Genomic DNA, 20,316 nt, shown 5'->3' with positions numbered 1-20,316 from the left:
GTGCTCCTGATTTGAGAAAGGAGGGCCACTTATAGCAGCTTTGTTCTGCAAATTATCTGGTGCGTGACAAAGATTAACGTTCTGACCAGCGAAATTTACGGCTTTAACAGAACTTTCCAACGTCAATTTTTTGTCAGATCTTAGACTTTGTTTCGGGATGGCAATAAAGGTAAGGCTCCTTCGTGTTGCAGGAGTCTAATAAAAATGGCATGGGACAAAGCCGGTGCTGTACATTACCTTCGTTCACACGCAGAGCCCCACAGCATAGGTCGGTGTGCGGAATATACCCGAAGGGCGATCGAGCGGGGCGGCATCTGGCTCATGCGCACTGGATCAGCGAAAAACAACGGCGCGTCGCTGGTCAGCGCTGGTTTTTATGAAGTACATGGAGAACCGCGAAGGGGCGATGTAGTGGTCATTCAGGCGACCGGCATTCACCATGACGGACATATGGCGATGTTCGACGGGCAGATCTGGATCTCTGATTTCAGGCAGATGCACGGCTTTTATATCCGGGACCGGAATACAGGGCTAATACGCCGTCTTATAAAATCTATCGGCACGACTGAGAATGAGAAAATATTTTCCGTTTTTCCTGGCCGCGCTCGCGCTGGTTGCCGGTCTGTGCCTGATGAAAGTCGCCACGGCCGGCGAGCCAAACGCGCCCGAGGCGACCGTCAGGGCGTTTTACACCTGGTATTTTGAAAGGCAGGCCGGGCCTTACCAGCTGACGGATAACGCCATATATCGCTATGTGGCAAAATCAACCGTCGATAACCTAAGGGACGATTTCAGGCATAACCGGCTGCCAGGTGAAAGCGATTACTTTACAAAGGTGCAGGATTACGACGAAAAGGAGTGGCTTCACAACATGGTTCTGCACCCAACCATCATGCTTGGCGAGGTAGCGGTTATACCTGTTACTTTTGGAGCAAAGGAAAAAACGGACGTGGTGGTCTTCGTGAGGAAGGAGGCGAGTCTCTGGAAAATAATCAAGGTCGAGAATACTGGTAATTATCTGGGTTACCATCAGTACGACCCGAAAGACTAGGCTCTGTTTACATTTACTGAAATGTGTTTACATCTTGTCTTTTGCACGAGTAGGACAGGATGGTTCGCACACCACTGAGTGACGATGTATGGAAGAAAGTCGATGCGATCTTGCCAGGCAAGGAAGGGGACAAGGGACGCACAGCAGCGGACAACCGCTGGTTCCTGGAGGCCGTTCTCTGGATTGCTCGTCCTGGCAGCCCGTGGCGCGACCTTCCAGCCGAATTCGGCCGGTGGCATACGGTGTATATCCGGCTCTCCCGCTGGCGACCCAAGGGACTCTGGCAACGGATTGTCCATGCGCTCGCAGGCGAGACAGTAATCGAGCACATCCTGATCGACTCAACTATCGTACGAGCCCACCAGCATTCGGCTGGTGCCTCACAAAAAGCGGTCCGCAAGCGCTCGGACGTTCCCGAGGTGGAGTGAGTACCAAGCTGCATCTGGCCGTGGATGCGGCTGGCTCGAATCGCAAGACCAAACGCCGCTACGATCGCACGCTGTATCGCACACGCGTTGTTGTTGAGCGCTTCTTCAACCGTATCAATCATTTTCGTCGAGTCTCCACGCGTTACGACAAGCTCGCGGACAGCTATCTCGTGTTTGCGTCCCTTGCCTGCGCGTTCGGGTCTTACGTTAAAACGTAAGCAGAGCCTGATACAGCATGAAGCCCCTAGATCTGACGCGTTTCGATCTCAACCTTCTGGTTGTACTTGAGGCGCTTTGGGCCGAAAGGCACGTCGGCCGCGCCGCCGAAAGATTGCATTTGTCCCAGTCCGCAACCAGCCACGCTTTATCGAGGCTGCGTACTGCTTTTGCTGATCAGCTTTTCATTCGTAACCCCCGCGGGATCGAGCCAACGCCGCTGGCGATCGAGTTAATGCCCCGAGTGGCGGCGGTGCTCGAGTCGGTCAGGCTCGTCGCCAGTCCACGTGGCCCGTTCGATCCAGGTCGTTTGCAAGCGATGCTCTCAGTGGCAGCCACTGATCACGCCATATTGACCGTCATCGCCCCTGTTCTGGCCAAGATCCAAGCCGCTGCGCCGGGTGCCGTGCTGAGGCTCAGGCCGGCCGATATCGAATCCGCTCTGCGCATGTTAGACACCGGCGATCTCGACATCGTAATAGGGTCGGGCTCTTTCGCCCAGATCCCGCAGCGTTTTGATTGCCAGCTTGTCCATAAGGAGCGTTTCGTCGGCATTGCGCGCAAGGGTCACCCAGCTCTGGTCAAGCGAGGCAAGAAGCTCCACATAGAATTAGATGACTTCGCTCGGCTGCCCCACATTCTGGTCTCGCCGCGCGGCGATACGCGGGGCGCTGTCGACGATGCGTTGGAGACCCTCGGTCGTACCCGCAAGGTGATCACCACCTGCCCCAGCTTTCTGGCTGTTCCTTTCCTGGTCGGCGCTTCGCAATCGATTGCCGTTATCGCCGAGCGAGTCGCACTGCGGATGCAGGATACCGCGCAGTTGAGCCTTTTTGAGCTCCCCTTGGCGTTACCAACGTGGGAGGTGCTCGTTATTCGAGCCCGGGGGCGCGCCAACGAACCCGCCGTTCAGTGGATTACGAACATGATGATCGCCGACTAAGCCTCGGCAGGGGCTTGCTGCCGTTGGAGCGACCAAGGGGCCATGAATCTTGTGCATCGACATGGTGTGTAAATGCCATTGGATCGAATGCCTCGGGCCTCCTAGAGTTCGGTTGTCGTTTATTCAACCCGCCAGGAGTACGCCATGAAAACAGACCCCACCTTGGTCATGATCCCTTGCTTCGCAGGAGCTCCGTGGCAGCTTGACCAGTTAACCTGCTTGCAGAGTCGCACCATGCGTACACTTCGTTTGCCGGACGACGTGTGCGAGCTGGAAACGTTGGCTGACTTCATCGCTGACCAGGTGAAGGACCTCGAGAGCTATGTGTTAGTGGGCGATTCGTACGGCGCGGTCTCCTCGATCGCGGTTGCGACGCGGCAGCCGAAGGGCCTGAAGGGCCTGGTGCTCTCTGGCGGTTTTGCCAGGAGCCCGATCACTTCACCCTTGCTCAAGACGCTGGCAGCGCTTGCACCGTTCTTCCCCGGGCCCTTTTATCGACAGGTAACCCTTCCGGTCCACGCAGCGCAGTTGGCTTCGTCGTTTGACAAGGAGGGGGAGATACCTTGGTCAACCGGCAAGAGTCGCGCTTTCTTCATCAGGGAGACGCCGCATAAGGCCTACGTCAACCGCATACGCTCGATCGAGACGACGGACTATACGGCCCTGCTGAAGAAGATCGACGTCCCCACGCTGATCCTGACTCCCGAGGAAGACAAGCTGATCGGCAAAGAAGCCGCGGGGATCCTCCTGAAGGGCATAAAGGGTTCGCAGGAAGTAATCATGCCGCGCACCGGTCACATGTTCAGGTTTTCGCATCCTGGCGCCTACTCTCTCGAGATCAGAAAGTTTCTGGAGCGGGCGTCGCTATAAGGGCTCTGCCGGAACCGCCTGACGCCGTTCCTGATGAGCCCGCAACCATGCGCCGTTCGCTGCCGTCATCCGCCGAACCGATCCGGAAGCTGACGACCGCGGTCTGCAGATGCCGCGCCTGTTCCTCCAGCGACGCTGCCGCCGCCGCGGCCTGCTCGACCAGCGCGGCGTTCTGCTGCGTCATCGTGTCCATCTGTGCGACCGCGCTGTTGACCTGTTCGACGCCGCTGCTCTGCTGTGCCGCGGCCGCCGCGATCTCCTGCACGACGCCGGTCACGCGCGCAATGGCGGCGCGGGTCTCCTGGATCGTCTCACCTGTGCGTTCGACGAGTTCGGCACCTGTTCCCACCTTGCCGACTGCGCTCTGGATCAGGCCGCGAATCTCCTTCGCCGCCGTCGCGCTGCGTTGTGCGAGCGTGCGGACCTCGCCGGCGACCACGGCAAAGCCGCGTCCTTCGTCGCCGGCGCGGGCGGCTTCGACGGCGGCGTTGAGCGCGAGGATATTCGTCTGGAACGCAATGCCTTCGATGACGCCGACGATGTCCGCCATCTTGCGCGACTCGTCTGAGATGGCGCGCATGGCGGTGACGACTTCCATGACCATCGCTTCGCCGCGATCGGCGATCTGCACGGCGCCGGTCGCGAGATGGCTGGCCGTGCTGGCGTTATCGGCGGTCTGGCGCAGCATCGACGTGATCTCCTCCATGCTCGAAGCCGCTTCTTCAAGCGATGCCGCCTGGCTCTCGGTGCGTGCCGACAGATCCGCGTTGCCGGTGGCGATTTCACGGGACGCGGTGGCGACGTGATCGGCGGCGTTGCGGATCTGGCCGATGGTGCGGGCCAGCGCATCGCGCATGCGGCGCATCGCTACCATCAGGCTCGCGGTGTCGTCGGCGTGCGTTTCGATGGCGAAGCCGAGGTCGCCCGAAGCGATCGTATCGGCGACCTGCGCCGCATGGCCTGGATCGCCGCCTATCGTGCGGTGGATACTGCGATTGGCGAACGCTACCAGCGTTGCCAGCAGCATCGCCAGCACGACGAACACGCCGCCGGCGAACCAGAGCGAGCGCACCAGCGCGGCGTCGATGTCGTCGACATAGGCGCCTGTCGCAATGATCCAGTCCCATGGGGCGTAGCGCACGACATAGCCGAGCTTGCCGACTGCTTCCGTCGAAGCCGCCTTGGGGCGCGGAAACACATAGTCGACGAAACCGCCTTCCGGCGCCTGGGCCGCTCTGGCGAAGGTCACGTAATGGTGGCGGCCATCGGCGTCGGCGTTGCTGCTCAGATCCTTGCCGTTCATGGCCGGCTTGATCGGATGCATCACCATCCGCGGGGTCGAGTCGATCACGAGGAAGTAGCCGTCCTCGCCGTAACGCACGTCGCGGAGCCGCTCGAGTGCCTGTTTGCGCGCTTCCGCTTCGGTGAGTGCGCCGCTTTTTGCGAGTGCAGCATATTCTTCGACGATGCTGAGGCCGATATGCGCGACGTTGACGAGATCGTTCTTGCGCTCTTCGATGCGCGTCTCACGCGACATCCATGCTGCCGATATCGTCACGATGAAGAGGGCGATCAGGCTGATCGCAAGGGGCAGCCAGAGTTTCTTCCTGAAGCTGAGTTTGTGCATTGCGGCAACCTCGTATGCCTGTCGAAAACATCTGGAGAACCGGGTGTGTCGCGATCGCGTCCGGGTAGCGCGGTCGTGTGGGCGACGCGCCTCGGCGTGACCACCTCTATGGGTTGTCGGCAGAAACGGGGCGGGGATGCGTGGAGAAAAACCCTTGGAGGAAAACCCTGATTGCGTCTGGGCGCACGCTGGCCTGCGCTTCCGTTTGCGGGGCGATGGTGCAGGTCGAAACGTTCGAAACGATCGAACATGTCGGGGTGCAGCCGTTTCCCGGCAAATCTTTTTTTTTCGAAACGTGTCGAATATCCAGCCGCTGGCGCGTCGTACGGGTGGAGGTCTGCGCTTCAGGCGGCCTCTCTCAACTGACGAAACCCACCAAAGGAGCTGCAACCATGTCTACGCCTGCCGTCAAGGCCATTCCGGAGGGGATGCACGCGCTTACCCCGCATCTGGTCTGCGCCGGCGCCGCCGACGCCATCGAGTTCTACAAGAAAGCCTTCAACGCCGTCGAACTGGTCCGCCTGCCGGGCCCGCAAGGCAGATTGATGCATGCCAGCCTGCGCATCGGCGATTCGACGCTCATGCTGGTCGATGAAATGCCCGAGCACGGGGCGCTCGGACCCAAGGCGCTGAAAGGCTCGCCCGTCACGATTCACCTGTATGTAGAGAACGCCGATGCCACGGTCGAACAGGCCGTCGCGGCCGGGGCCAAGGTGACGATGCCGGTCGCCGACATGTTCTGGGGCGACCGTTACGGGCAACTGGAGGATCCGTTCGGGCACCGCTGGTCTGTCGCAACGCACAAACGCGATGTGACGCCGGAGGAAATGCAGGAAGCGATGCGCAAGATGGGGCAGTAGGGCGAGCGGCCGCGTGCCCGGGCGTTCGCAGCCCGGGGACGCGGCTGTCGCGCATTGGCGGCGTCGTGGACGAAAGGCATTGTGTGCCGGCTTACTGTACTTTACCCGCTGGCTACTGTGTGCTGTTCGACCTTAAGGCCCGAACAAGGAGTTGCCATGCAGAAGATATCCCCGTTTCTATGGTTCAACGACAAGGCTGAAGAGGCCGCAATGTTCTACACCAGCATCTTCAGGGACTCGCGGATCGGTGACGTCATGCGTTACGGCGAAGCCGGACCGGGCCCGAAGGGAGGCGTCATGGCCGTGACGTTCCAGCTCGAAGGGCAGGAGTTCATGGCGTTGAACGGCGGTCCGGAGTTTGCGTTCACGCCTGCCATCTCGTTCTTCGTGAAGTGCGAAACGCAGCAGGAAATCGACGGCTACTGGGACCGCCTCATGGACGGCGGCGAGCCCATGCAGTGCGGCTGGATCAAGGACCGCTTTGGCCTGACGTGGCAGATCGTTCCCAATGCGCTCGGCCGGATGCTGCAGGACAAGGATGCCGCGAAGGCAAAGCGCGTCATGGAGGCGATGATGAAGATGATCAAGCTCGACATCAACGTGCTGGAGGAGGCTTACAGGCGGGAGTGACGGTAAGCGTGAACTGATACAACCCGATCCGGCAGCGCTGCAGAATGTACGATGATATTGACATTTTGACCGCAGGAAGACATGTTCTGGGAGGATGAACATGGAGATCGCATGAGTCGTCTCGTTGTTGTTTCAAATCGTACGGCGGATCCGCGCAAGACTGCAGCCGGCGGACTGGCGGTGGCGGTGCGGGAAAGTCTGCAGCGTACAGGTGGCCTGTGGTTCGGCTGGAGCGGAAAAATCCGGGGCGATCCGGATGGCATCGATGGGCAGAGCGGCGTTCATATACAAACGTTCGGCAATGTCAGTCTCGCGACGGTCGACCTGACCCAGCAGGATCACGACACCTACTATCTGGGCTATGCGAACGGCGTACTGTGGCCGGTATTTCATTACCGGCTCGACCTCGCCGACTTCGATACCCGCTTCTCGGCCGGATACCGGCGCGTGAACCAGTTGTTCGCGCACAAGCTCCTGCCTCTGCTCAAGCCCGACGATCTGATCTGGGTGCACGACTACCATCTGATTCCGCTCGCAGCGGAGTTGCGGGCGATGGGATGCGGCAACCGGATCGGCTTCTTCCTTCATATCCCCATGCCCCCGCCGATGATCATGGCAGCCATTCCTGAGCATGAGTGGCTGATGCGTTCGCTGTTCGCCTACGATCTGGTGGGCTTTCAGGGTCACGTCGATCTCGGGCACTTCAGGCATTACGTCGAATCCGAGGCGCATGCGATGCCGATTGGCCCGCAACGGCTGCGTGCATTCAACCGTACGCTACAGGTCGACGCCTATCCGATTGGCATCGACGTCGACGAGTTCGTCGGTCTCGCGAATGCAAAGGAAGGGCGTGACATGTTCGCGCGGATGCGCGAAGAATACTCGCGGCGGCGTCTGCTGGTAGGCGTAGACCGCCTCGATTACTCGAAGGGGCTGCCGCAGCGCGTGCACGCATTTCGGGAACTGCTCGCTCATTATCCCGAGAACCGCGATAGCGCGACGTTGATCCAGATTGCGTCGCCGAGCCGCGAAAGCGTGGGGGCGTACGACGATCTGCGCCGCCAGATGGACAGCCTGTGCGGTGCGATCAACGGCGATTACGGCGAACTGGACTGGATGCCGGTTCGCTACATTCACCGCAACGTAGCCCGCAAGCGCTTGCCGGGGCTGTACCGCGCAAGCCGCGTGGCGCTCGTGACACCCCTGCGCGACGGGATGAATCTCGTCGCCAAGGAATTCATCGCGGCACAGGATCCGGCGGATCCCGGCATGCTGGTGCTGTCGCGTTTCGCGGGCGCGGCGGAACAGTTGAAAGAGGCGCTGCTGGTCAACCCCTACGATGCACAGGGCACGGCCCACGCGATCCAGCGTGCGCTGACGATGCCGCAGGAGGAACGGATCAATCGCCACGCGGCGCTGATGAAGCGGATTCGCCAGCAGGACGTGCATTGGTGGTCCAGGAGCTTTCTGGATGCGCTGGCTGAGGCGCCGCAGGACGAGCGGGTGTGAGGGGTTCGTATAACGACAGATTCGGCGCGTGACTGGCGGGTGGCGGCGTCCGGCCGGGGCTGGGCACGGGTTTGCCCCCGGCAACATATTGATGCCTTCGCCATTTTGGTAGGATGCAGCCTTTTCCCGTCGATGGTATGTCAGTGTGAAGCGCCCAGATCTGTCCGTTGTCCGTGACTATTGCAAGGAACTGCTCGCCCGCGTGAGGCCCTTCGGCGCCGAAGCGCTGCACCGGCTGCGGCATCCCACGTGGCGGGGCCTGGCGATCGCGCTGGCCGCCGTGCCGGCCATCGTCCTGCTGTACGTGCTGATCCTGATTCCGTTCACGCCCAGCATTGGCGATATCCGCAAGGCCAAGGTGGAGCAGCCCGCGCAGGTGCTGTCGGCGGATGGCAAGCTGCTCGCAGAGTTCAAGCCCAGCAACCGCGAGTGGGTCAAGCTTGCCGACATCTCGCCGCACGTGGTCGATGCCCTGATCTCCACCGAAGACCACCGCTTTTATCAGCACTACGGCCTTGACTGGCGGCGCACGGCGTCGGCCGCGCTGCATACGTTCTCAGGTGAGCGCCAGGGTGGCTCGACGATCACGCAGCAGCTTGCCCGCAACCTGTATCCCGACGAAATCGGCCGCGCGCCGACGCTCACGCGAAAGATCAAGGAAGCCATCACGGCGCTCAAGATCGAAGCTGTCTACAGCAAGGAAGAGATTCTCGAAACCTACCTCAATACCGTACCGTTCCTGTACAACGCATACGGCATCGAGATGGCGGCGCGCACCTATTTCGACAAATCCGCCGATCAATTGACCGTGCTCGAGAGCGCGACGCTCACAGGCATGCTCAAAGGCAACAGCTACTACAACCCGGTGATCAATCCCGAGCGGGCGTTGCAGCGGCGCAATACCGTGCTCGAGCAGATGGTCAAATACGGCAAGCTGAATCAGGCGACGTTTGAATCGCTGAAACGTCGCCCGTTGCGCGTCGATTTCGAGCGGCAGACCGAGCCGCCAGGACCTGCACCGCATTTCGCGCAGCAACTGCGCAAGTGGCTGATCGCATGGGCCGATCGCAACGACTACAACATCTATTCGGATGGCCTCGTGGTGCGCACCACGATCGATTCCCGCCTGCAGACGATGGCGACCCAGGCGGTGGTATTGCAGGGCAACCAGCTGCAGTCGATTGCGAACGCGGCGTGGGGAACGCGTTCGGGCTGCTCCGGCGACAAGGACCTGTTCCGGACTTTCATGCGCGAGACGCCGGACTATCGCGCGGCAAGAGATTCGGGCCTGCCAGACGAAGATGCGCTGAAGCGGCTCGCGTCGGATCGGGACTTCGTCCAGCAGCTATGTGCGGACAAAACCCGGGTCCAGGCCGATTTCATGGCGCTGGACCCGCGCAACGGCCAGATCAAGGCCTGGGTAGGCAGCCGCGACTTCAGCGTGGATCCGTTCGATCACGTGCAACAGGCGCGCCGCCAGCCGGGCTCGACGTTCAAGCCGTTCGTCTACGGCGCGGCGTTCGAGCAGGGTGACAAGCCCGAGGATACGTTCGACGACAAGCCGGTGGAAATCCAGCTGGCTGGTGGCGAGATCTGGCGGCCCACTGACGAAGACGAACCCAGCGGGCGCCCGATCAGCCTGCGCGACGCGCTCGCGTATTCGCGCAACCGGATCACGGCCCAGCTGATGCAGACGGTCGGGCCCGCCAAGGTGGCGCGTGTGGCCCGCGCCATGGGCGTGAGGGACAGCAAGCTGGACCCCGTGCCTTCGCTGGCATTGGGCACGAGCCCTGTCACGCTGAAGGAAATGGTCTCGGCGTACGGCACGATTGCCAACAATGGCGCGTATATCGAGCCGGTGATGGTGACGCGCATCGAGGATCGCAACGGCAACGTGCTGGCGGAGTTCGCGCCGCAGTCGTCCGAGCAGGCGCTGTCGGTCGACGCTGCCCAGACGCTGCAGGATGTGATGCGTGACGTGATCAACCGTGGCACGGGGTCGAGCATTCGCAGCCGGTTCGGTATTCGCGCCGATGTGGCCGGCAAGACCGGCACGACCCAGGACAACGCCGACGGCTGGTTCATCATGATGCATCCGCAACTCGTGGCGGGGGCATGGGTGGGCTTCAACGACAGCCGGGTCACGCTGCGCAGCGATTACTGGGGGCAGGGCGCGCACAGCGCATTGCCGATCGTCGGAGACTTCTTCCAGCGATCGCTAAGGTCGCGGCTCGTCGACCCGCGCGTGCGTTTTGTGAAGGAAGAGAAGAAGGGCCTGCTGGACCTGCTGCCTGAAAAGATTCACACGTGGTTCCAGCAACTCTTTGCGCCGGCGCCGAAGCCTCAACCATCGACTACTGAAGCTCGCCGCGCGCCGCGTCGTCCGTCGACGCCGCCGGCCGATATCCAGCCGCGAACCGATGTTCAGCCGCCGCAGGCAGCCAGTGCGCCGGTTCTGGCTGAGCCGCCGCTGTTGCCTGTATTGCCGCCGAAAGCGCCAGCCGCCCCGCAGAATGGCGGCGGGTTCCCCGAAGGCGAGCCGGCTTCGGCGCCGACACCTACGCCGGATGTGCCGTCGGCGGATACAGGGGCGACGGAGAGCGCTCAGTCCGCCGCGCCGGCTACCTCGGGTGTGGCTCCGTCGGATGGCAACTGAACCTTGCAGGGCGGTCGGCTAGCGACGGTCGACTGCACAACAGATGTGCGTAAAATGCCAGGCATTCCAGCGGCTGATTCAGGAGGATGCATATGACGCCACTCGAAGCCGGGTCGGTTGAACCTGACAGGAGCGTTGCCGCCACCGTCTATCGTGGCGATGCGGTCGAAAACACCCACGTTGCGCATGTCGCCGTCGTCGATGCCGATGGACGGCTGCTGTACACGTTTGGCAATCCGTCACGCGTGACGCTCGCCCGATCCGCGGCGAAGCCTGCCCAGGCGCTCGCGATCATCGAGACCGGTGCGCTCGAGCGTTTCGGGTTCGACGAAGCCGACCTCGCGCTGATGTGCGCCTCGCACAACAGTGAGGACAGGCATATCGAGCGCACCCGGCAGATGCTGGCGAAAGTTCACGCAAGCGCGGCCGACATGCGCTGCGGCGGCCATCCGCCGTTGTCGGAAGCGGTGTACCGGTCGTGGATCAAGCGCGATTTCGTCCCCGATGCCGTATGCAGCAACTGTTCCGGCAAGCACGTCGGCATGCTGGCCGGCGCACAGGCGATCGGCGCGGCGATCAAGGACTACCAGCTTCCCGACCACCCGCTGCAGGTCAGGGTGAAACACACGGTCGCCGAGGTTTGCGATCTTCCCGACGATGGCGTGCAATGGTCCATCGACGGCTGCAATCTGCCGACGCCCGCGTTTCCGCTCGATCGCCTCGCGCGTCTGTTCGCGAAGCTCGCCGATGCCACCGATTCCACCGCTCGCTCCGCGGTCTCTGTCTCGCCGCGAACGGCCGCGCTCGCGCGAATCTATCGTGCGATGACGGGCTGGCCTGAACTCGTCGGGGGCGAAGGACGCTTCTGTACCGCGTTGATGCAGGCCTTCAATGGTGGCCTTGTCGGGAAAGTCGGCGCTGAGGCGAGCTATGCGATCGGTGTCCGCGCTTCGGATCGGACTGCGAAGCTCGGGGCACGCGGCGCACTCGGCATAGCGGTGAAGGTCGAGGACGGCAACACGACGGTCCTGTACGCGATCGTCGCCGAACTGCTCACGCAACTGGACATCGGAACAGCGGAGCAGTGCGCGCGGCTTGAAGCGTACCGCTCGCCACGGATGCTCAACACGATGGGGATTGAAACCGGACGCCTGACCTGTTCGCTCACGCTCGAGCCGCAGCGCCAATAAAGACGGGTCGCCCGCCCGCTCTCATGCCTGACGAGCGGACTGAACCCGGCACTCACGCACTGCGCGATGATCAGGTCGTGATAATGCGGCGACACCGCGCGCGGAAACAGGATGAACGGCTCCTGAGCGACATCGCGCAAATCGATCCTGCGCCGGCGCGCTACCACCATTCAGGCCTTCAGGTTCGAACCTGAGGCCTCTTCCCGCGACTGCACCTGAAGCACCGCATCGCGCTTGTCCAGCAGGTGCTGCCGAAGGATGGCGCTGAGGCGCTTGCCGTCACGATCGTCGAGCGCTTTCAGCATCTCGTCGTGATCGTGGATCGCGCGGTCCCACTTCGGGATCTGGAAGTTCGAACGGAAGCGCAGCGCCTGCAGGCGCCGGTTCACTGCGATATACGTCTGACGCAGCGCCGAATTGCGCGCCGCCTCGTTGATCTTGTCGTGGATCGCCTGATTGCGGCTGTAGTAGCCGGCGAGGTCGTTCTGCGCGCGGCAGGCGAGCATCGCGTAATGCAACGCCTTGATCTCCGCGATCTCCGCAGGCGTGATCCGCTCGCACGCAAGTTCGCCTGAAAACGCCTCCAGCCCGCTCATCAGTTCGAAGGTCTCGCGCAACTCCGCTTCGGACATCTTCGATACCGACGCTCCGCGGTTCGGCCAGATATCGATGAGGCCTTCAGCCGCGAGCACCTTCAGCGCTTCGCGCAGCGGCGTACGCGAGATGCCCAGCGTCTCGCACAGTTCGCGTTCATTGAGCTTCTTGCCCGGTTCGAGCACGCCTTCGACGATGAACCGCCGGATGTGGTCGACCACCGTGTCGTGAAGGCGCTGGCGCTCCACTTTCGGCATGAGCGGCGCGAGGTGACTGCCGGATTCAAGGTCCGAATTTTGCATACAAAAATCCGCGAAAAGGGTTCGAGCGCATTTTACCGCAGGTTAGCTGCCCGAAGAACATCGAACAACAGGCAGGGTAAACACGGACTAATTTGCCTTGGATTTTGGCGGCTCAGGTTGATATAGTTTTTTGCATGCAAAATTCAAACGGAGAATCAGCATGCTCAAGTTAGACTTTCATCCCGCCGGCCGCCACTTCCTGCAGATTCCCGGGCCGAGCCCGGTGCCGGACCGCATCCTGAGGGCGATGAGCTATCCGACGATCGACCATCGCGGGCCGGAGTTCGGCGCGTTGGGACTGAAGGTGATCGACGGCATCAAGAAGATCTTCAAGACGCAGCAGCCGGTGGTGATCTACCCGGCGTCGGGCACGGGCGCGTGGGAAGCCGCGCTGTCCAACACGCTGAGCCCGGGCGATGCCGTGCTGATGTTCGAGACGGGCCACTTTGCGACGCTCTGGAAGAAGATGGCGGAGAGCCTCGGCCTGAAGCCGGAGTTTCTCGGCCTGCCGGGCATCGAGGGATGGCGGCGCGGCGTCGAGCCACAGATGATCGAAGCACGCCTGCGTGCCGACACACAGTACACGATCAAGGCGGTGTGCGTCGTGCACAACGAAACCTCGACGGGCGTGACGTCGGATATCGCGGCGGTGCGGCGCGCGATCGATGCGGCGGGTCACCCGGCGCTCCTGCTCGTCGACACGATCTCTGGCCTTGCGTGCGCCGATTACCGGCACGACGAGTGGGGCGTGGATGTCACCGTGTCGGGTTCCCAGAAAGGGTTGATGCTGCCGCCGGGCATCAGTTTCAACGCAGTTTCGCAGAAGGCGCTTGCCGCGAGTGCGCATGCCAGGTTGCCGCGCAGCTTCTGGGCATGGGGCGAAATCATCGAGATGAACAAGACCGGTTACTGGCCTTACACGCCGAACACGAACCTGCTGTATGGCCTGTCCGAAGCACTGGACATGATTCTCGACGAGGGCCTCGACAACGTGTTCGCGCGCCACGAGCGTCTGGCCGAAGCGTGCCGTCGCGCGGTGCGGGCCTGGGGGCTCGAGATCCAGTGCGCCGACCCTGCTGTCTACAGCCCGGTGCTGACCGGCGTGATGATGCCCGAGGGGATCGATGCCGACGCGGTGCGCAAGGTGATCTACGAGCGCTTCGACATGTCGCTCGGCACGGGCCTCGGCAAGATGAAAGGGCGCATGTTCCGCATCGGCCACCTCGGCGACTGCAATGACCTGACGCTGCTCGCGACGCTCGCCGGTTGCGAGATGGGGCTGCAACTGGCGGGCGTGCCGCTTGCGGCAAGCGGGTTGCCGGAGGCCATGGCCTGGCTGACTGCGCAGGCGAAAACTGCATCGCTGAAGGCCGCAGCCTGACCGCCGCGGTCGATCGGGTCGCGCCCGGCAAGCGCCTGTCCGCGCGCATGCCGGATGCCGACACGACCGAACCAGCATGAGTCAACCCGCACCCGGGCATCGACGAGCCGCACAAAGAACGCGGCCGCCCGGGCGCGAGGGTCATGAGCCGACCCGCGTGCGCCATCGTGGGCGCGCCGTCGCAAGCGCTACATAACGGAGACAGACGATGAAACGATTTCGCGTCACCAGTGCGACCAGTATCGTTCTGGTCATGCTCTGCATCATGTACTTCATCACGTACCTGGACCGCGTGAACGTCAGCACTGCGGCAGCCGGGTTCGGCAAGGAGTTCAGTCTTTCGCATACGCAGATTGGCTTTGTGTTCTCGGCCTTTGCGTGGCCGTATCTCGTCTTCCAGGTCATCGGTGGCTGGGTAAGCGACCGCTTTGGCGCGAAGCGCACGCTGATCGTCTGCGGCGCGCTCTGGGCGGTCGCGACTTTGCTGACAGGCTTCGCGGGCGGCTTCGTTTCGCTCGTCGCCGCCCGCCTGCTGCTTGGTCTCGGCGAGGGCGCCACGTTCCCGGCGGCGACCGCCGCGATGTCGCGCTGGGTTGCGAAAGAACGGCGGGGTTTCGCACAGGGCATCACCCACGCGGCGGCGCGCATCGGCAACGCCGTGGCGCCCGCCGCGATCGTGCTGGTGATGGCGCGCTATGGATGGCGCGAATCGTTCTATATCTGCGGCGCGATCAGCCTCGTGTGGGTGGCCGTCTGGTATCTGACCTTCACCGAACATCCGAAGGATCATCCTCGCATTACGCCCGAGGAACTCGAGGCGCTTCCCGCGCCGAAGCCCAAAGCGCCGAAGGTGCCGTTCTCGCCGCTCTTCAAGCGCATGCTGCCGGTCACGATCGTCTACTTCTGTTACGGCTGGACCCTGTGGCTGTTTCTAAGCTGGATTCCGCAATATTTTCTGCATAACTACCAGCTCAACCTCGCCAAATCCGCCGTGTTCGCGTCCGCCGTGTTTTTTGCGGGCGTGCTGGGCGACACGCTGGGCGGCCTCGTCACCGACAGGATCTTCGAGCGCACCAGCAGCCTGAAACGTGCGCGCAGCTGGATGGTGTCGGTGTGCATGCTGCTGGCGCTGCTGGCGCTTGTGCCGCTGATGTTCACGCACAACGTGTATCTGTCGATGATGTGCCTCTCCGGAGGTTTTTTCTTCTCGGAAATGACGATCGGCCCGATGTGGGCGATTCCGATGGACATCGCGCCGGCTTATTCCGGCACCGCGAGCGGCATGATGAACACGGGTTCGGCGCTCGCGGCGATCATCTCGCCGGTGCTGGCGGGCTTTCTGATCGACCGCTTCGGCAGTTGGGAACTGCCGTTCGTCGGCAGCATGGCGTTGATGGCGGTCGGTGTCGTCCTCGCGCTGCGCATGCAGCCGGAGAGCCGCTTTGAACCGAGGCCGGATGCCTCCGCTTCGGCGGCTGCCGGACTGGGCGCGAAATCCTGAGGCCGCCATGAACGACGCTACCCCCGGTCTGCCCGTCAAGCCGGTTCATCTCGTGCCGTCGGCGAGCCGTCTCGCAACGCCGCTTGCCCGGCGCCTGCGCGAAGCGCTGCGCGGCGAGGTTCTGTTCGACGCCGCCAGCCGCGGACGCTATGCAACCGACGCATCGATCTACCAGATCATGCCGGTCGGCGTCGTCGTGCCGCGCGATCAGGACGACCTTCGCGTGGCGCTCGACGTTGCGCGCAGCGAAAACGCGCCGCTCCTCGCCCGCGGAGCGGGCACGAGCCAGTGCGGCCAGACAGTGGGCGAAGCGCTCGTCGTCGATACGTCGAAGTGGCTCAACAACATCGTCGACTTCGATGCCGCGGCGCGTAGCGTGACGGTGGAACCCGGCGTCGTGCTCGATCACCTGAACGCGTGGCTGAAGCCGCACGGCTTGTGGTTCCCTGTCGATGTGTCGACGGGCGCGCAGTGCACGATCGGCGGCATGGCAGGCAACAATTCATGCGGTTCGCGTTCGATCGAATACGGCAACATGGTGCATAACGTCGACGCGATCGACGCCGTGCTCGCCGACGGCAGCGAAGCACGCTTTGCGTCGCTGCGCGAGGAGCCGCAGGGCGCGCGCATCAACGAAATTCTCGACGGCCTGCGACGGATCGCCACGCGCGAGCGTGACGAGATCGCAGCGCGCGTGCCGAAGGTGCTACGGCGCGTAGCGGGCTACAACATCGATCTGTTCGACTGCCAGAATCCGCGCGCCTATACCGACGACGGCATCGCGAATCTCGCCCACATCCTGGTTGGCTCGGAGGGAACGCTCGCGTTCAGCCGGCAGCTGACTCTCCGGCTTGCGCCGCTGCCGAAGCACAAGATGCTCGGTGTCGTGAACTTCCCGACGTTTTATCAGGCGATGGATCTGACTCAACATATCGTCAGGCTGGCGCCTTCGGCAGTGGAACTGGTCGACCGCACGATGATCGATCTGGCGATGGACAATCCGTCGTTCCGTCCAGTGATCGCGAAGGCGCTCGCCGGACAGCCGCAGGCGATTCTGCTGGTCGAGTTCGCAGGCGACGACCGCGGGGAGCAACTGCAACGGCTCACACGCCTCGCGGAACTGATGGGCGATCTGGGCCTGCCGGGTTCGGTCGTGCAATTGCCCGATGCGGGCGAGCAGAAGGCGCTCTGGGACGTCCGCAAGGCGGGCCTGAACATCATGATGAGCATGAAGGGCGACGGCAAACCCGTGTCGTTCATCGAGGATTGCGCGGTGCCGCTCGAGCATCTCGCCGAATACACGAGCCGGCTCACGGAGGTTTTTCACCGGCACGGCACGGAAGGCACGTGGTATGCGCATGCAAGCGTCGGCACGCTGCATGTGCGGCCGATTCTCGATATGCGTCGCGACGGCGCGTCGAAGATGCGCGCCATCGCGGAGCAGGCCGCCGAGCTGGTGCGCGAATACAAGGGCGCGTATTCGGGCGAGCACGGCGACGGTCTGTGTCGCGGCGAGTGGGTGGCCTGGCAATACGGCCCGCGCATCAACGAGGCCTTTAGCGAGATCAAGCAGCTCTTCGATCCGGGCAACCGTTTCAATCCCGACAGGATCGTGCGTCCGCCCAGGATGGACGACACCAGCAATTTTCGCTTCGCGCCGGGCTATCGTGAGAGGCCGCTTGCGACCACGCTCGACTGGTCGGCATGGAATGTCGAACGCGATCCGCTGAGCGGGCTTGAAAGCGCGCCGGGCACCGGCGATGACCTGAGCGGCGGCCTCGCGAAGGCCGTCGAGATGTGCAACAACAACGGTCATTGCCGCAAGTTCGACGCGGGCACGATGTGCCCGAGCTATCGCGTGACGAGAGACGAGCAGCACGTCACGCGGGGGCGGGCCAATACGCTGCGGCTGGCGGTGTCCGGACAACTGGGCGCCGACGGGCTCGCGAGCATCGAAGTGAAGGAGACACTCGATCTGTGCGTGTCGTGCAAGGGCTGCAAACGCGACTGCCCAACCGGTGTCGACATGGCGAAGTTCAAGATCGAGGCGCGCGCCGCGTGGGCGAAGCAACACGGCGTCGGTCTGCGCGAGAAGCTGGTCGCGTTCATGCCGCGTTATGCGCGCTACGCGAGCCGTGCGCCAGGATTGATGTCGCTTGCCGACCGCCTGCCGGTGCTGTCGAACCTCGTGAAGCGCGCTCTGGGCCTCGCGGTCGAGCGTTCGCTGCCGCAGTTTCAGCGCTCGTTTCTGGCGAGCGCGGTTTCGGGCCCAGGCGCCGCGACTTCGTCGGGGGCGGCGAAGGAAGTGATGCTGTTCGTCGACACCTTCAACGACACCATCGAGCCCGACAACGCACGTGCGGCCCAGCAGGTGCTCGAAGCGGCGGGCTACAAGGTGCATTTCAACACGCGCACCGGCGAGCGTCCGGTCTGTTGCGGGCGCACCTTCCTCGCGGCGGGGCTGGTCGATGAAGCGAAGCACGAAGCGCGGCGCATGCTCGATACGTTCAGGCCGTACGTGGAGCGAGGCGTGCCGGTTGTCGGGCTCGAACCGTCGTGCCTGCTGTCTCTGCGCGACGAATTCCTGCAATACGGCTATGGCGACGAGGCCCGTGAACTGTCGAAGCTCGCGTTCCTGTTCGAGGAATTCCTTGTCCGCGAGAAGACGGCCGGCCGTCTTGATCTACACCTCAAGCCGCTCGATGCGCCGCGCGCCTGGATTCACGGACACTGCCACCAGAAAGCCTTTGACGCCTTCCAGCCAGTGCAGACCGTGCTTGGCTGGATTCCGGGGCTGGAGGTGAAGACGATCGAATCATCGTGCTGTGGCATGGCGGGCAGCTTCGGCTACGAGGCCGAGCATTACGCGGCGTCGAAGGCGATGGCGGAACTGTCGCTGCTTCCCGCCGTCCGGCAGGCGCACGCCGGCGATATCGTGGTCGCTGACGGCACCAGTTGCCGTCATCAGATTCACGACGGCGCACAGGTCGAAGCGCTGCACGTCGCGCGCGTGCTGGCGCAGGCGCTTTAGCTGGCCGGCGGATGCATGGGTTGCGTCGTGTGTGACAGGGAAACTGGCCGTCAGCGTCGAAGATCGTTGGCGTCGTCGAGGAGACTGGGGTCCGGTCTACGGGACGCCGAATCCAGTGGATGACGCCGACGGTAATTGATCGCGAGAAACACAGCCATGAGCGTGAGAAAACCGAGAATCAGGAGTGCCGAGTTAAACAGCACCTGCGGATAGCCGAGTTCGCTGACATTGATAAACGGATAGGGATAGAAGTCCGTCGTGCTGCCGCGCCATAACGTCACGAACAGGTAGCACAGCGGATAGACGAGCCAGAGCAGGCACTTGCGCAGCGTCAGATGAAAGCGGGGGACGAACAGCACCCAGTACAGCGCCGCCAGCAGAGGAACGACCGTGTGCAGGCATTCGTTCAGAAGCGCCCGATAGCCTGACGGGGTCCAGAGATGGCGCAGCAGCACGTTATAGGCGAGCCCCACGAAGACGATATAGACGACGATCGCCGTGACCACTGGAGGCTTGCGAAAGAACCGGCCAGGCGGCGAGCTGGCCCGCGTTGCCACGCAGGAAAAACAGATCGCGGCGGCGAGCACCGTCAGGTTCGTCAGATAGCTGCTCATGCGCTCGACTGCGTCGAGCACGCCCAACCCCCGCGACAGCAATCTGCCGATCGTGACGTCGGTCTGCGCAGCAAAGGCGAGCCACGCGATGAGCGCAATCAAGGCGGCCATCGAAACGGACGCGACACTGGGCGTGTGCAGCGGCAGGTCCGGCTCGCGTTGAGGCGGGTGGGGTGACGGGTGGGGTGAAGGATGGGAAGACATACGGCGATTCTATACGGCGCAATCCGCTCCCGCGGCGCGGCACGCATCTGCTAATAACTGTTACGACCAGGTCATATTCGTTGGCAGTCTGACAGTGCGCCCGGTTCCAGCCGCTCAGCCGTCACGGGGGGCGCAACGAGACCGGAGACGCAGCAGGGCGCGCGGCAGCGTTACGGAAAGATCAATAGCTGCGAGCCGCCTTGGGCTGAGGGCGCAGCAGCAGATAGAAGGCGGCAACATGCGTAATCATCAGCACAGGCACGTAGATGACCGGAATCGCGTACATGGCGCCCAGTTCTCCCGCACGCGCCGGAAGATCGGCCTGGATAGCGTGGTAGTAGTCGAGGATGAGGTCGGTGGCCCCCACAACATTGAAGGCTACGACGAACAGCCAGAAGAGCGGGCGTATTCTTGCCGTGAGTAGCGCCAGCATCGCCAGCACTCCCGTTGCGAAGTCGCCATATGCGGCAAACACGGCGAAGCTGGCAGGAAGATCGGGACTGACGACGCCCGGCAGAATGAAGACCAGCCCGAAGAAACGGAAACTGTGCAAGGTGGCGATGGCGCGTTGCGCTTCGAATGGGTCCATCGACTTGAACCTTGGCCAGACGTAGACGCGCAAGCAAAGCAGCCAGGCGACGTACCCCAGAACGAGATGCAATTGGAAGAGAAGTTCCGGTGACATGTTGCCTCCTGTCAGGTGTTGTCT

Annotated in this window: 16 protein-coding genes and 2 pseudogenes; 12 read left to right on the top strand and 6 right to left on the bottom strand. The window is 62.6% G+C overall.

Annotation, left to right across the window (positions count from 1 at the left end; translation table 11 throughout):
- Positions 1 to 333: 333 nt before the first annotated feature.
- Complete coding sequence (locus tag P3T23_RS17020) at positions 334 to 501, bottom strand: hypothetical protein (protein WP_429317327.1); 168 nt, start codon at positions 499 to 501, stop codon at positions 334 to 336.
- A 70-nt stretch (positions 502 to 571) separates the two neighbouring features.
- Between P3T23_RS17020 and P3T23_RS17015 the strand changes: the two genes are divergently transcribed.
- The 4 genes and pseudogenes from P3T23_RS17015 to P3T23_RS17000 all read left to right on the top strand — a co-directional run bounded on the left by P3T23_RS17015 (position 572) and on the right by P3T23_RS17000 (position 3,508).
- Positions 572 to 1,051: a DUF3828 domain-containing protein gene (locus P3T23_RS17015; RefSeq protein WP_429317326.1), complete on the top strand. Its 480-nt coding sequence runs from the start codon at positions 572 to 574 to the stop codon at positions 1,049 to 1,051.
- Positions 1,052 to 1,110: 59 nt separating this feature from the next.
- Positions 1,111 to 1,697, top strand: a pseudogene (locus P3T23_RS17010) (IS5 family transposase).
- A 17-nt stretch (positions 1,698 to 1,714) separates the two neighbouring features.
- Positions 1,715 to 2,638 carry a LysR family transcriptional regulator gene (locus P3T23_RS17005; RefSeq protein WP_429317325.1) on the top strand — a complete coding sequence of 308 codons (924 nt, stop codon included), beginning with the start codon at positions 1,715 to 1,717 and terminating at the stop codon, positions 2,636 to 2,638.
- Between the two features lie 144 nt (positions 2,639 to 2,782).
- Positions 2,783 to 3,508, top strand: a complete 726-nt coding sequence (locus P3T23_RS17000) for an alpha/beta fold hydrolase (RefSeq protein ID WP_429317324.1) — start codon at positions 2,783 to 2,785, stop codon at positions 3,506 to 3,508.
- Here the strand turns inward: P3T23_RS17000 and P3T23_RS16995 are convergent.
- Positions 3,477 to 5,135 carry a methyl-accepting chemotaxis protein gene (locus tag P3T23_RS16995; RefSeq protein ID WP_429317323.1) on the bottom strand — a complete coding sequence of 553 codons (1,659 nt, stop codon included), beginning with the start codon at positions 5,133 to 5,135 and terminating at the stop codon, positions 3,477 to 3,479. The two genes, P3T23_RS17000 and P3T23_RS16995, sit on opposite strands and share 32 nt — an antisense overlap.
- A gap of 392 nt (positions 5,136 to 5,527) precedes the next feature.
- Here P3T23_RS16995 and P3T23_RS16990 point away from each other — a divergent pair, with 392 nt between their 5' ends.
- From P3T23_RS16990 to P3T23_RS16970, 5 genes are all read left to right on the top strand, one after another.
- Complete coding sequence (locus P3T23_RS16990; protein WP_429317322.1) at positions 5,528 to 5,995, top strand: VOC family protein; 468 nt, start codon at positions 5,528 to 5,530, stop codon at positions 5,993 to 5,995.
- A 156-nt stretch (positions 5,996 to 6,151) separates the two neighbouring features.
- The gene (locus P3T23_RS16985) at positions 6,152 to 6,625 is read left to right on the top strand and encodes a VOC family protein (RefSeq protein WP_429317321.1); all 474 of its coding nucleotides are present in this window, start codon (positions 6,152 to 6,154) and stop codon (positions 6,623 to 6,625) included.
- 111 nt (positions 6,626 to 6,736) lie between these two features.
- Positions 6,737 to 8,134: an alpha,alpha-trehalose-phosphate synthase (UDP-forming) gene (otsA, locus tag P3T23_RS16980; RefSeq protein ID WP_429317320.1), complete on the top strand. Its 1,398-nt coding sequence runs from the start codon at positions 6,737 to 6,739 to the stop codon at positions 8,132 to 8,134.
- A gap of 145 nt (positions 8,135 to 8,279) precedes the next feature.
- Positions 8,280 to 10,790 (top strand): transglycosylase domain-containing protein, encoded by a 2,511-nt coding sequence (locus tag P3T23_RS16975; protein ID WP_429317319.1) that lies wholly within the window; start codon positions 8,280 to 8,282, stop codon positions 10,788 to 10,790.
- A 92-nt stretch (positions 10,791 to 10,882) separates the two neighbouring features.
- A complete protein-coding gene (locus P3T23_RS16970; RefSeq protein ID WP_429317318.1) occupies positions 10,883 to 11,980 on the top strand; it encodes an asparaginase in 1,098 nt (365 codons plus the stop codon).
- A gap of 17 nt (positions 11,981 to 11,997) precedes the next feature.
- Here P3T23_RS16970 and P3T23_RS16965 read toward each other — a convergent pair.
- Both P3T23_RS16965 and P3T23_RS16960 read right to left on the bottom strand, forming a co-directional pair.
- Positions 11,998 to 12,141: pseudogene (locus P3T23_RS16965) on the bottom strand (LysR family transcriptional regulator); the annotation flags it as partial.
- A 9-nt stretch (positions 12,142 to 12,150) separates the two neighbouring features.
- The gene (locus P3T23_RS16960) at positions 12,151 to 12,876 is read right to left on the bottom strand and encodes a GntR family transcriptional regulator (protein WP_429317317.1); all 726 of its coding nucleotides are present in this window, start codon (positions 12,874 to 12,876) and stop codon (positions 12,151 to 12,153) included.
- Between the two features lie 160 nt (positions 12,877 to 13,036).
- Between P3T23_RS16960 and P3T23_RS16955 the strand changes: the two genes are divergently transcribed.
- The 3 genes from P3T23_RS16955 (at position 13,037) to P3T23_RS16945 (ending at position 18,789) form a co-directional block, all read left to right on the top strand.
- Positions 13,037 to 14,257 carry a pyridoxal-phosphate-dependent aminotransferase family protein gene (locus P3T23_RS16955; protein ID WP_429317316.1) on the top strand — a complete coding sequence of 407 codons (1,221 nt, stop codon included), beginning with the start codon at positions 13,037 to 13,039 and terminating at the stop codon, positions 14,255 to 14,257.
- 208 nt (positions 14,258 to 14,465) lie between these two features.
- Complete coding sequence (locus P3T23_RS16950) at positions 14,466 to 15,758, top strand: MFS transporter (protein ID WP_429317315.1); 1,293 nt, start codon at positions 14,466 to 14,468, stop codon at positions 15,756 to 15,758.
- Between the two features lie 7 nt (positions 15,759 to 15,765).
- Entirely contained in the window at positions 15,766 to 18,789 is a 3,024-nt protein-coding gene (locus tag P3T23_RS16945; RefSeq protein ID WP_429317314.1) for an FAD-binding and (Fe-S)-binding domain-containing protein, read from the top strand.
- Positions 18,790 to 18,839: 50 nt separating this feature from the next.
- On the opposite strand, the gene P3T23_RS16940 is transcribed toward P3T23_RS16945, so the two are convergent.
- Together P3T23_RS16940 and P3T23_RS16935 are read right to left on the bottom strand one after the other, a co-directional pair.
- Positions 18,840 to 19,607, bottom strand: a complete 768-nt coding sequence (locus P3T23_RS16940) for a Pr6Pr family membrane protein (protein WP_429317313.1) — start codon at positions 19,605 to 19,607, stop codon at positions 18,840 to 18,842.
- A 181-nt stretch (positions 19,608 to 19,788) separates the two neighbouring features.
- Positions 19,789 to 20,292 carry a hypothetical protein gene (locus P3T23_RS16935; RefSeq protein ID WP_429317312.1) on the bottom strand — a complete coding sequence of 168 codons (504 nt, stop codon included), beginning with the start codon at positions 20,290 to 20,292 and terminating at the stop codon, positions 19,789 to 19,791.
- Between the last annotated feature and the right edge of the window lie 24 nt (positions 20,293 to 20,316).

This window comes from Paraburkholderia sp. GAS448 (genome assembly GCF_050435685.1).
Lineage (GTDB): Bacteria > Pseudomonadota > Gammaproteobacteria > Burkholderiales > Burkholderiaceae > Paraburkholderia.
Note: the sequence above shows the minus strand (reverse complement) of the source record. Positions and strands in the feature narration are given on the sequence as shown.